This is a genomic window from Streptomyces sp. NPDC020490 (assembly GCF_044335305.1).
Taxonomy (GTDB): Bacteria; Actinomycetota; Actinomycetes; order Streptomycetales; family Streptomycetaceae; genus Streptomyces.
The window spans coordinates 1-11,973 of record NZ_JBIRUY010000034.1; the positions used below are offsets into that span (position 1 = coordinate 1).

At 72.0% G+C, this 11,973-nt stretch carries 11 protein-coding genes; 2 read left to right on the top strand and 9 right to left on the bottom strand.

Annotated elements, in window-relative coordinates; all coding sequences use genetic code 11:
- Positions 1 to 404: 404 nt before the first annotated feature.
- A complete protein-coding gene (locus ACH4ZX_RS29875) occupies positions 405 to 1,412 on the bottom strand; it encodes a stage II sporulation protein M (protein ID WP_398279376.1) in 1,008 nt (335 codons plus the stop codon).
- A gap of 125 nt (positions 1,413 to 1,537) precedes the next feature.
- Here ACH4ZX_RS29875 and ACH4ZX_RS29880 point away from each other — a divergent pair, with 125 nt between their 5' ends.
- Positions 1,538 to 2,617, top strand: coding sequence for an RDD family protein (locus ACH4ZX_RS29880; protein WP_398279379.1), 1,080 nt, complete (start codon positions 1,538 to 1,540; stop codon positions 2,615 to 2,617).
- Positions 2,618 to 2,629: 12 nt separating this feature from the next.
- Here the strand turns inward: ACH4ZX_RS29880 and ACH4ZX_RS29885 are convergent, their stop codons facing one another.
- From ACH4ZX_RS29885 to ACH4ZX_RS29920, 8 genes are all read right to left on the bottom strand, one after another.
- Positions 2,630 to 3,244, bottom strand: a complete 615-nt coding sequence (locus tag ACH4ZX_RS29885) for a hypothetical protein (protein ID WP_398279382.1) — start codon at positions 3,242 to 3,244, stop codon at positions 2,630 to 2,632.
- 181 nt (positions 3,245 to 3,425) lie between these two features.
- Complete coding sequence (gene ahcY / locus ACH4ZX_RS29890; protein ID WP_398279385.1) at positions 3,426 to 4,883, bottom strand: adenosylhomocysteinase; 1,458 nt, start codon at positions 4,881 to 4,883, stop codon at positions 3,426 to 3,428.
- 340 nt (positions 4,884 to 5,223) lie between these two features.
- Complete coding sequence (locus ACH4ZX_RS29895) at positions 5,224 to 6,204, bottom strand: cation diffusion facilitator family transporter (protein ID WP_398279388.1); 981 nt, start codon at positions 6,202 to 6,204, stop codon at positions 5,224 to 5,226.
- A gap of 129 nt (positions 6,205 to 6,333) precedes the next feature.
- On the bottom strand, positions 6,334 to 7,485 hold the full coding sequence (gene manA, locus ACH4ZX_RS29900) for a mannose-6-phosphate isomerase, class I (RefSeq protein ID WP_398279391.1): 1,152 nt from the start codon (positions 7,483 to 7,485) through the stop codon (positions 6,334 to 6,336).
- A 64-nt stretch (positions 7,486 to 7,549) separates the two neighbouring features.
- Positions 7,550 to 8,677: an SIS domain-containing protein gene (locus tag ACH4ZX_RS29905; RefSeq protein ID WP_398279394.1), complete on the bottom strand. Its 1,128-nt coding sequence runs from the start codon at positions 8,675 to 8,677 to the stop codon at positions 7,550 to 7,552.
- A 27-nt stretch (positions 8,678 to 8,704) separates the two neighbouring features.
- A complete protein-coding gene (locus tag ACH4ZX_RS29910) occupies positions 8,705 to 8,875 on the bottom strand; it encodes a Trm112 family protein (RefSeq protein WP_159666488.1) in 171 nt (56 codons plus the stop codon).
- 264 nt (positions 8,876 to 9,139) lie between these two features.
- Complete coding sequence (locus ACH4ZX_RS29915; RefSeq protein ID WP_398279398.1) at positions 9,140 to 10,504, bottom strand: phosphomannomutase/phosphoglucomutase; 1,365 nt, start codon at positions 10,502 to 10,504, stop codon at positions 9,140 to 9,142.
- Between the two features lie 217 nt (positions 10,505 to 10,721).
- Entirely contained in the window at positions 10,722 to 11,144 is a 423-nt protein-coding gene (locus ACH4ZX_RS29920; protein WP_324783104.1) for a DUF3499 domain-containing protein, read from the bottom strand.
- A gap of 293 nt (positions 11,145 to 11,437) precedes the next feature.
- Here ACH4ZX_RS29920 and ACH4ZX_RS29925 point away from each other — a divergent pair, with 293 nt between their 5' ends.
- Positions 11,438 to 11,887, top strand: a complete 450-nt coding sequence (locus ACH4ZX_RS29925; RefSeq protein WP_398279607.1) for a metallopeptidase family protein — start codon at positions 11,438 to 11,440, stop codon at positions 11,885 to 11,887.
- The last annotated feature ends 86 nt before the right edge of the window (positions 11,888 to 11,973 follow it).

The window sequence follows — 11,973 nt, forward strand, 5'->3', positions numbered from 1 at the left end:
AGTTCTCAAGGAACGGTCGCTTCCTTTGTACTCACCCTCTCGGGCTTTCCTCCGGGCGCTTCCCTTCGGTCTTGCGTTTCCGACTCTATCAGATCCTTTCTCGATCCGATTTCCTCGGTGCTTTCCAGGTTCCCGCTCTCGCGTTTCCCTTTCCGGCGGTTCCGACTTTATCAGAAGTTTCGCGCCGGACTGACCGGCCACTCTTTTCCGATTCATCGGGGGGAGCTTCATCGGAACCGGCGATCGATGATCGCTGTTCCGGGAAGCAGACAGATGTTCACCGCTGCCGACCGAACCAGGTCCAGTCCAGGCAACTGCTCAAATCTACCTCCCCACTCGCTCCGTGTCAACGGATCTTCGTGGGGCGGAGAAGAGAGTAGCAGCTCGGCGAGCCCCTCCGCACATCAGGCGGCCGTGGGCACCACCGCGCTCCGCTCCGCCTCCTCGACGTCGCCCGTCTCGCCGGCGCGTGCCGCCCGGCCGCCCAGGACGAAGACGTAGGCGAGGAAGGCCAGCTCGGCGGCGATTCCGATGCCGATGCGGGCCCATGTGGGCAGGCCGGACGGGGTGACGAAGCCTTCGATGGCTCCGGATACGAAGAGGACGAGTGCGAGGCCGATCGCCATGCCCACCGCGGCGCGTCCCTCCTCCGCGAGGGCCGTGCGCCGGGAGCGCGGCCCCGGGTCGATGAGGGTCCAGCCGAGGCGGAGTCCGGTGCCGGCGGCGACGAAGACGGCCGTCAGTTCCAGCAGGCCGTGCGGGAGGACGAGGCCGAGAAAGGTGTCGAGCCTGCCCGCGGAGGACATGAGGCCGAAGCCGACGCCGAGGTTGAGCATGTTCTGGAAGAGGATCCAGAGGACCGGCAGGCCGAGGAAGACGCCGAGGATCAGGCACTGCGCGGCGGCCCAGGCATTGTTCGTCCACACCTGTGCCGCGAAGGAGGCCGCGGGATGGCTGGAGTAGTAGGTCTCGTACTGGCCGCCGGGCCGGGTGAGGTCCCGCAGCTCGTCGGGGGCCGCGATGGCGGACTGCACCTCGGGGTGCGTGCCGATCCACCAGCCCAGGAGGACGGCGATCGCTGTGGACAGGAGCGCGGTGGGGACCCACCAGCGGCGCGAGCGGTAGACCGCGGCGGGGAAGCCGTGGGCCAGGAAACGCATGACATCGCGCCAGGAGGCGCGTCGGGTGCCCGTCACGGCGCTGCGCGCGCGTGCCACGAGTTGACTGAGCCGGCCGGTCAGCTGCGGGTCGGGAGCGCTGGACTGGATCAGGGAGAGGTGGGTGGCCGTGCGCTGGTAGAGGGCGACGAGTTCGTCGACCTCGGCGCCGCTGAGTCGACGTCGGCGCCCGAGCAGGGTCTCCAGGCGGTCCCACTCCGCCCGGTGGGCGCTGACGAAGACGTCGAGGTCCATCTGTCTGCCTGCTCCTCGGCTGTTCGTCGGTGGTCGTGGGATCAGCTTGTCGTACGGACGCGCGATGTGCGCTCAGCTTGGCAGACTGGCCGTCCACGGGGCAGGCCAGGGGAAGGACGACGGGCGTGAGTGAGCTGGTGACGGGTGAGGCGGTGGCACTGGAGCTGCGCCCCGCGAGGCTGCCCAGCAGGGTGCTGGCGATACTCCTCGATCTCGCCGTGTACGTGGTGGGCTACCTCGTCGTGACCATAGCTCTGGTCGCCGCCACCGCTTCGCTGGACCAGGCGGCGCAGACCGCGGTGTCGATCGCGACGTTCGTTCTGGTGCTGGTGGGCGGGCCGATCGCGGTCGAGACACTCAGCCATGGCCGTTCGCTCGGCAAGATGGCGTGCGGACTGCGGGTGGTCCGGGACGACGGCGGTCCGATCAGGTTCCGGCACGCGCTGGTCCGGGGCGGCATCGGAGTGGTGGAGATCCTGATGACGTTCGGGGTCGTGGCCTGTATCGCCTCCCTGGTGTCGGCTCGCGGACGGCGCCTCGGTGACGTCTTCGCCGGGACCCTCGTCGTACGGGAACGGGTGCCGGCCGCGCGGACAGGTTTCCTGCCTCCGCCGCCGCCCTGGCTTGCCGGGCGGTTCTCAGGGCTGGATCTGTCGGCCGTTCCCGACGGCCTGTGGCTGGCCGTCCGCCAGTACCTGACGCGGATGCACCAGCTGGACCCGCAGGTGGGCTGGGCCATGGCGGAACGGCTCGCCTCCGACCTCTCGGCCCGCACGGGGACGCCGGTGCCGCAGGGGGTGCCGGCGGCGGCGTATCTGGCCGCGGTGGTGCAGGAGCGGCAGGCCCGGGAGATGCGGCGGACCTTCGCGAACGGTCCTGCGGGCGTGAGCGGGCCGACTGCCGGCGGACCCGTCGCAGAGGGCTGGCCCGCTCCCGGCACGGCGCGGGCCGCCCAGGGTTCGCCGTCCGCGTACCAGGCAGCCACTGGGCCTTGGGCCTTGCCGTCGGGGCCCGGAACATCCGAGCCCGGAATGTCGGGTCCCGGAATGTCGGGACCGGGAGCCCTGGGCCCCGGGCCATCGGCGTCCGCCTCGCCTCCGGCTCCGGCTCCGTCCGGGGGGCCGACGGACGGCCGTCCGTCGGCCGTGCCGCGGGACGCCGCGCCGGCCGACCGTCCCGCCACCGGGTTCGTGCCGCCTGCGTGATCGCGGCGCGGCTCAGGTGAAGACGGACGGGGGCGATTCAAGGTCCTCCAGCTCGACGCCCGGGGCCGCCAGGACCACGTCCCCGGCGATGTGGACGGCGTGCTGTTCGCCGGTGTCCAGGGCTGTGACCTGGTATTCGTCCACCGTCAGGGGGCCGTTGTCAGTGGCGTGTGCTTCTCTTCTCACCAAGGCCCAGGACTGGTCCACGGTGCGCGGGGCGAGGACGGGGTCCGTGAAGGCGACGAGGCGTACGCGGGTTGCGGACGCGGAGGGAGTGAGGCGCAGGAGACGAGTGATCGCGACGAGGAATGCCGGAGAGGTGCCGGTGAAGGCGTGGGCGCGGACGTTGCCTTCGGTGGCCTGGGTTCCGGTGGGGTCGGTGCGGACCCAGGTGACGCCGTCGAGGGCGGCGCCGCGGACCTGCCAGCCGGCGGCGTGCAGTTCAAGGCGGAGGGGGCGGCCGAGTTCGTCGAGAGCGAGGTCGACGGAGCCGCCGTGGTCGCCCGCCGGGGTGACCAGCCGGGAGACGTAACGCCAGCCGGACGGGCCGGGGGCGCACTGGAAGTGTTCTTCTGCGAGGGGGGTGTGATCGTGCGGATCGTGGAGCGAATAACGGCCGCGGGGCATGGGGGTCCTGGGTCTTGACGGGCTGGTCCGGGTCACGGACGGCCACAGGGGCAGGCCCCCGACACGGGGGTGCGGGGGCCTGCCTCGGGTGGAGTCGCCACGGCCGGGGGGCGTGTCAGCGCACCGACACGCTCCTCGGTGACCGCGGCGGTCGCCGTCCGTCGCCCGGACGGCGAGCCGCTCAGTAGCGGTAGTGGTCCGGCTTGTACGGGCCGTCGACCTCGACACCGATGTAGGAGGCCTGCTCGGGACGCAGCTTGGTCAGCTTCACACCGAGCGCGTCCAGGTGCAGGCGGGCGACCTTCTCGTCGAGGTGCTTGGGCAGCGTGTAGACGCCGATCGGGTACTCGGACGGCTTGGTGAACAGCTCGATCTGGGCCAGCGTCTGGTCCGCGAACGAGTTGGACATCACGAAGGACGGGTGGCCGGTCGCGTTGCCCAGGTTCAGCAGACGGCCCTCGGACAGCACGATGATCTTCTTGCCGTCCGGGAAGGTCCAGGTGTGGACCTGCGGCTTGACCTCGTCCTTGACGATGCCGGGAACCTTGGCGAGGCCGGCCATGTCGATCTCGTTGTCGAAGTGGCCGATGTTGCCGACGATCGCCTGGTGCTTCATCTTGGCCATGTCGCCGGCCATGATGATGTCCCGGTTGCCGGTCGTGGTGATGAAGATGTCGGCCTTGTCGACGACCTCGTCGAGGGTCGTGACCTGGTAGCCGTCCATGGCCGCCTGGAGCGCGCAGATCGGGTCGATCTCGGTGACGATCACGCGGGCGCCCTGTCCGCGCAGGGACTCCGCGCAGCCCTTGCCCACGTCGCCGTAGCCGCAGACGACCGCGGTCTTGCCGCCGATCAGGACGTCGGTGGCGCGGTTGATGCCGTCGATCAGGGAGTGGCGGCAGCCGTACTTGTTGTCGAACTTCGACTTGGTGACGGCGTCGTTGACGTTGATCGCCGGGAACAGGAGGGTGCCGTCGCGCTGCATCTCGTACAGGCGGTGGACGCCGGTCGTGGTCTCCTCGGTCACGCCGCGGATCTCCGAGGCGAGCTCGGTCCACTTCTGCGAGCCGTCGCTGATGGTGCGGTGCAGGAGCTCGAGGATGACGCGGTGCTCGTCCGACTCGGCGGTATCTACGGCGGGGACCTTGCCGTCCTTCTCGTACTCGACGCCCTTGTGGACGAGGAGGGTGGCGTCACCACCGTCGTCCAGGATCATGTTCGGGCCGCCGGTGGGGGTGTCGGGCCAGGTCAGCGCCTGCTCCGTGCACCACCAGTACTCCTCCAGGGTCTCGCCCTTCCAGGCGAAGACCGGGACGCCCTGCGGGTTGTCCGGCGTGCCGTTCGGGCCGACGGCGATGGCGGCGGCCGCGTGGTCCTGGGTGGAGAAGATGTTGCAGGAGGCCCAGCGGACCCGCGCGCCCAGGGCGACCAGGGTCTCGATGAGGACGGCGGTCTGCACGGTCATGTGCAGGGAGCCGGTGATGCGGGCGCCGGCGAGGGGCTGCGCGTCGGCGTACTCCGCGCGGATCGCCATCAGGCCCGGCATCTCGTGTTCGGCGAGGGTGATCTCCTTGCGGCCGAACTCGGCCAGGGACAGGTCGGCGACCTTGAAGTCCTGTCGGTTGTCGACAGTCGTCATTACGAGCTGCTCCTCGGGGTTGGGGCGAGGTGGGTACGTCTGGTCTGCGCGGCGGCGGACACAGGGGTGCCCGAAAGAGGACACAGGCATGCCCGCGTGCGCGCAGCGCAGTCCGTCGGAGGCCCTCTCTCCCTCGGCCGGTCCGTGTCGGGACCGCCCGACCGCCATCAGCAGCGACGTCTGGCTCGGATCCAAGCTACACCGGTGGGCCCGCGCGTCCCCAGTCCACGCGAACACATCACGCCGATCAGGACGCGGCGGGCGGGCCGTGCGGGCGGCGGGACGGACGACGGGGCCCGCCGGATGTCCGGCGGGCCCCGTCGTCGTGTGGCGTGGGATGTCAGTGTCCGGCGGGGTGGGGTGCCGGGCCTCCGGGGGTGGCCTCGCGATCCGGGCCCTTGGCGGCCTCGGTCTCGCTGTAGATGTCCGGTTCGAGGTAGATGACGCGGGCGATCGGGACCGCCGCGCGGACGCGTCCCTCGGCGGCGTTGATGGCGGCGGCGACCTCGGTGGCCGTGTCGTCGTGCTGGACGGCGATCTTGGCGGCGATCAGCAGTTCCTCGGGGCCGAGGTGGAGCGTGCGCATGTGGATGATGCCGGTGACCGTGTCGCCGTCGACGATCGCCTGCTCGATCTTCTTGACCTCTTCCAGGCCCGCTGCCTCGCCGAGCAGCAGCGACTTGGTCTCGCCGGCCAGGACGAGGGCGATCAGGACGAGCAGGACGCCGATGCAGACCGTGCCGATGCCGTCCCAGACGCCGTCGCCGGTGAGCAGGGCCAGGCCGACGCCGCCGAGGGCGAGGAGCAGGCCGATGAGCGCGCCGAAGTCCTCCAGCAGGACGACGGGCAGCTCGGGCGCCTTGGCGCGGCGGATGAACTGCGACCAGGACAGGCCGCCGCGCAGTTCGTTCGACTCCTTGATGGCGGTGCGGAAGGAGAAGCCCTCGGCGATTATCGCGAAGATGAGGACGCCCACCGGCCAGTACCAGTGCTCCAGTTCGTGCGGGTGGCTGATCTTCTCGTAGCCCTCGTAGATGGCGAACATGCCGCCGACGGAGAACAGGACGATCGAGACGAGGAAGGCGTAGATGTACCGCTCGCGGCCGTAGCCGAAGGGGTGTTGCGGGGTCGCCTCGCGCTCGGCCTTCTTGCCGCCGACGAGGAGGAGGAACTGGTTACCGGAGTCGGCGAGCGAGTGCACGCCCTCGGCGAGCATGGACGAGGAGCCGCTGAAGGCGAACGCCACGAACTTCGATGCCGCGATCGCGAGGTTGGCGCCGAGTGCCGCCACGATCGCCCTGGTGCCGCCTGACGCGCTCATATGTTCGCGTTGTCCCTTCGCCTTTGCCCGTCTGACCCGTTCAGCCCGCGGGCCTTTGCCCGTCCTTTGCCGGTGGGCCATTCTTGCAGCCCGGTCGGTGGACGGCTCGTCAGGTGTCCACAAGCACGGTCATACGATCACAGTGGCCCGGAAGAGCGTGCCCGCTCCGGACAACTCCGCCGTCTCGCCCGCCGGGACGAAGACCGACTGGCCGGGGCCGAGTTCGTGTTCGCCCGCGCGCACGCGGCCCGCCGTGCACAGCAGGATCTGCGGGGTCGCGCGGGTGAGGTCGTGGGCGACGCCGCCCTCGGGCAGCACGTATCTCGACAGGCGGAACTCGTCGATGGGGGTCTCGTAGACCTCCTCGCCGTCGGGGGAGGCCTCCGGGCGCAGGACGCCGGGGTCGCTCGGCTCGAAGCGGACGATGCGCAGCAGTTCGGGCACGTCGACGTGTTTGGGGGTCAGGCCGCAGCGCAGGACGTTGTCGGAGTTGGCCATGATTTCGACGCCGAGGCCGTCGAGGTAGGCGTGCGGGATGCCCGCGCCGAGGAACAGGGCCTCACCGGGCTGCAGGCGGACGTGGTTGAGCAGCATGGCGGCGATCACGCCCGGGTCGCCCGGGTAGTGGTGGGCGATGTCCGCGTAGGGCGCGTACGCGCCGCCGAGGCGGGTGCAGGCCGTCGTGGCCTCGGCCACGGTGCGGCGCATCTCCTCGGGGTCGGCGGTGAGGACGGCGGTGAGCACCTCGCGCAGGGCCGCGTCCGCGGGGCTGGCGTGCAGCAGGTCGACGTACGGCTTGAGGGCGCCGACGCCGAGGCCGTCGAGCAGATCGGCGGCCTGAATCGGGTCGCGGAAGCCGCACAGGCCGTGGAACTCGGTGAGCGCGCAGATGAGTTCGGGCTTGTGGTTGGCGTCCTTGTAGTTGCGGTGCGGGGCGTCGGCCGGGACGCCGCGGCGTTCCTCGTCCTCGTACCCCTGTTTGGCCTGGTCGAGGTCGGGGTGGACCTGGAGGGAGAGCGGGGCGCCCGCGGCGAGGAGCTTGAGCAGGAAGGGCAGCCGGGGGCCGAACCTGGCCGCGGCCGCCGGGCCGAGTTCCCGCTCGGGGTCCGCGGCGATCACCTCGGCGAGCGTGCCGCGTCCGGTGCGCGAGGGTGCGCCCGGGTGGGCGCCCATCCACATCTCGGCCTGCGGCTCGCCGTTGGGTTCGACGCCGAGCAGTCCGGGGATGGCGGTCGTCGAGCCCCAGGCGTAGGGGCGGATGGTGTTGTCCAGGCGGTCCATGCTGTGTCTCTGTCTCCGTACGTACGCTGCCCAGCGGGCGCTGGCCGGGAGGGGTGGGTCCAGGTCAGGCCCTGGTGGCGAGCGCCAGGTAAACGGCGGCGAAATCCGTGATGGCGATCAGTTCGGCCAGGGTCTCCAGTTCGGCCCCCGGTTCCGGCTCCAGTTCGCTGATCGGCGTGTCGTGGCTGAGGGCCAGGTCACGGGCGCCCGGGGCGGCGGTGAGGCCGCCGATCGGGCGGTCGCGCAGCAGCACCACGCGTGCGTGGAGCGCGGGCGGTTCCTCCACGCGGTCGCGGAAGAAGTCGTCGGGGTCGGCGCTGGCCGCGAGCGGGCCGGCGAGCAGGGCGCTGTGCGCGGCGAGCGCCTCGGGCAGTTCGGCGACGACCGCCGGGATGCCGGACAGTTCGGCCAGGGCGGCGGCGAAACGACGGCCGGCGGGTCCGGCCGAGACTCCCTCGGTCCACACCAGCGGCAGCGCGTCGGCGAGTTCGGCGGCGAGCGTCTTGGCGGGGTTGCTGTAGGTCGCGATGGCCGGGCCGCAGCGTTCGGCGACCTGGTCGAGGCGGTCGGCGACCTTCTCCAGGGCGTCCGGCGGGGCGGGGAGCAGGCCGATGCGGTCCAGGAGCGCCAGCAGCGGGGTGAGCAGCGCCCACAGCACGCCGGGGGCGGACGCGGCGAGCGGCTCGTCCTGCTCGTAGGGGGCCACGGCCAGCGGTACGAACAGGCCGTGGGCGCCTGCGACCGCCTCCGCGAGCGGGGTGCCGGCGGGGGCGACCGCGGCGACCGTGCAGCCGCGGCGGTAGGCCGACTGGGCGAGCAGGGCGAGACCCGGTTCGGTGCCGTCCGGGGTGGCGATCAGGAGCAGGTCCACGGAGCCGACCCAGCCGGGCAGTTCCCAGCGCAGGGCGCCCGCGGCCGGGGCGACGCCGGTGGGCGTCAGGCGGGTGACGGGGCTGCCGGGGCCGACGAGCGTGCCGAGGAGGTCGGCGACGGTGGTGGCGGCGGCGCCGGGGCCCGCGATGATCACGGCGCGGGGACGGCCGTCCGGTTTGAGGTCGTTGACGCCGGCCTCGGCGGCGTGCCGGGCGGCGGTGCGGACGCGGGCGCCTGCTTCGGCGGCGCCGCGGAGCAGACCGCGGTGATCGGCCTCCGAGAGTCCCTCGGGGGCGTCGAGCAGCGATTCGTCGAGCATGGCGGCAGCCTCCGATCGCCGGGGGGTTTACGCGGGACGGCGCGCTTCGTCGACGAGCAGGACGGGGATGCCGTCGCGGACGGGGTACGCCAGACCGCAGTCCTGGCCGGTGCAGATCAGCTCGTCGTCCTGCTCCTTGAGGGGAGCGTGGCAGGCGGGGCAGGCGAGGATCTCCAGGAGGCCGGCTTCGAGCGGCATGGGGTGTCCCTTCGGGGCCGGGGCGCGTGCGGTTGCCCGCCGCGTGCGTGTGCCGTACGGATGTGCCTGGTCAGCGTACCGCCGGTGGACGGGCGGTGGCGGCGTCGGGCGGCGGTGGACGGGCTTCGGTTTCCCGGAGGCTCCCGCACCGCCGCCCGCACGGACACCGCGCGGGCCCCGGGCGGACTCCGGGCGGGCTCCGGGCGGACACCGCGCTGGCTCCGGGCGGACACCGCGCTGGCTCCGGGCGGACTCCGGGCGGGGTCAGCCGCGGATGATGGCCAGTACCTCGTCCCTCATCTTCGCCATCGTCTCCTCGTCGCGTGCCTCCGCGTTCAGGCGCAGCAGCGGCTCGGTGTTGGACGGGCGGACGTTGAACCACCAGTCGGCCGAGGAGACGGTCAGGCCGTCGAGGTCGTCCAGCTCGACGTCGTCGGCGCCTTCGTAGGCGGCCCGCACCGCGGCCAGGCGGGCGGCCTGGTCGTCGACCGTGGAGTTGATCTCGCCGGAGTCGGCGTAACGGTCGTACTGGGCAACGAGGTCGGAGAGCGGCCCGTCCTGGCCGCCGAGGGCCGCGAGGACGTGCAGGGCGGCCAGCATGCCCGTGTCGGCGTTCCAGAAGTCCTTGAAGTAGTAGTGCGCGGAGTGCTCGCCGCCGAAGATCGCGCCCGTCCTCGCCATCTCGGCCTTGATGAAGGAGTGGCCGACGCGGGTGCGGATCGGGGTGCCGCCGTTCTCCCGCACCACCTCGGGGACCGACCAGGAGGTGATCAGGTTGTGGATGATGGCGCCGTTGCCGCCGTTCCTGGCGAGTTCCCGGGCGGCGACCAGGGCGGTGATCGCGGACGGCGACACCGGGTCGCCGTTCTGGTCGACGACGAAGCAGCGGTCGGCGTCGCCGTCGAAGGCGAGCCCGAGGTCGGCGGACTCCTCACGCACCCGCTTCTGCAGGTCCACGAGGTTGGCCGGGTCCAGGGGGTTGGCCTCGTGGTTGGGGAAGGTGCCGTCCAGTTCGAAGTACATCGGGACGACCGTGAGCGGCAGGCCCGCGAGGACCGTGGGCACGGTGTGCCCGCCCATGCCGTTGCCGGCGTCGACGACGACCTTCAGCGGGCGGATGGAGGTCAGGTCCACGAGGGAGCGCAGGTGGGCCGCGTAGTCCCGCAGCGTGTCGCGCCGGGTGACCGTTCCCGGCGTCGGGACGGGCTCGGGTGCGCCCGACCGCGTCCACTCCTCGACCAGTTCGCGGATCTGCGTCAGGCCCGTGTCCTGGCCGACGGGCGCGGCGCCCGCGCGGCACATCTTGATGCCGTTGTACCGGGCCGGGTTGTGCGAGGCCGTGAACATCGCGCCCGGCAGGCCCAGCGCGCCCGAGGCGTAGTACAGCTGGTCCGTCGAGCAGAGGCCGATCTCGGTCACGTCGGCGCCCTGCGCGGCCGCCCCGCGTGCGAAGGCGCCCGACAGGCCGGGCGAGGAGGGGCGCATGTCGTGTCCGGTGACGATCGCCTCGGCCCCGGTCACCTGGACGAAGGCCGCGCCGAAGAGTTCGGCGAGCGACTCGTCCCACTGGTCCGGGACCACTCCGCGTACGTCGTACGCCTTCACGATCTGCGTCAGATCAGCAGTCACGGCCGGGCCCTCCAGGAAGTGATGTCGGTCGCCCCAAAACTACCCGGACCGGCCGGCGGGATTTCGTGCGGTGGCGGAAGGGACCCGCAGTCGTAACGTCAGGTCAGGGCAGCGGCGTCGCGGCAGGGTTGAGCACGCTGAGGGCGTCACGCGGGGCGCGTCACGCCGGGCAGGTCACCCAGCGGAACGTTTCGCGAGACGTCGTGGCGGGGGCCGGTCAGTTGTCCGGCGAGCGCAGCACCCGCAGATGGCCGCGCCGGGCGACCTCCATCGGGTCCGCCCCGCGTGCCCCGCCGCCGGCTCCCGCAGCCCGCTCCTGGGGGCGGGCCGCCTCACGCACCGCGTTGGCGAGCGCCTCCAGGTCGTCGCCGCTCGGGCGGGCCGGTGCGGAGCCGTCGAGGAGCCGCACGACCTCCCAGCCACGGGGCGCGGTGAGGCGCTCGGAGTGCTCGGCGCACAGGTCGTAGCAGTGGGGTTCGGCGTAGGTCGCGAGCGGGCCGAGGACCGCGGTCGAGTCGGCGTAGACGTACGTCAGCGTCGCGACGGCGGGACGGCCGCAAGCGGTGCGCGAACAGCGACGTACAGGGCTCACGACGTTGGACGGTACCGCACTCTTGAGCGGGCCGCGACGACTCTCCATCAGGTCGCTCCCCCGTGTCGTGCTGTGAAACGCCCCACACCGACGTCCGGGCCGCCCCATTGACCTGCGCGGACGGCCGTCCGGCCGGTGCTCGGGGGCGTCACGTCGGATCGCCACTCGGGACAAACCCTGTCATTCGCCTTGAGGCCGACGGTCTCGGAGAGATACCGGAGAGATACGGAATCGAGCCCGACCTTGGCCGGAAGGGTCATCCTGCGACATGCCGTGCGAGGCGGCCGAACGCCGCGTGGGGCCGGGCGCGGGGTCCCGGCGGGGACTACCCTTCACCAGTGATGGACAACGCCGTACCGCCCCGTGCCGCCGGCCCCGGGCCCCGCCGTCGTGATCGCCACGGCCGGGGCATGCGCGGCCCGATCGCGCCGCCCCAGGTGCCGCTCGCCGCGAGCCGCGCCGACGCGTTCGCGGACCTGGTGCAGGACTCCGTGGAGCGTCTGGAACGGCGGTGGCCGCAGCTGGCCGACATCGACTTCCTCGTCCTGGAGGTGCCCCGCCTGGACGGGCCGGGGCAGTCCTACAGCGACGAGGCGGTCCCGCTCGGCGGCACGGTCCCCTCCCGGCAGGGGCGGCCGGCCCGGGTGATCGTCTACCGCCGGCCGGTCGAGATCCGTACGAAGGGCCGGGACGAACGGGCCGCGCTGGTGCACGAGGTCGTGGTCGAACAGGTCGCCGAGCTGCTCGGTCTGACGCCGGAGACGGTGGATCCGCGCTACGGCGAGGACTGAGGCTCTGCACCACAGCGAGGACTGAGGCCCCTCGCCACGGCGAGGGCTGGTCTCCTCCCGCCCTCCACCGCGGTTCCCTTCCCTTC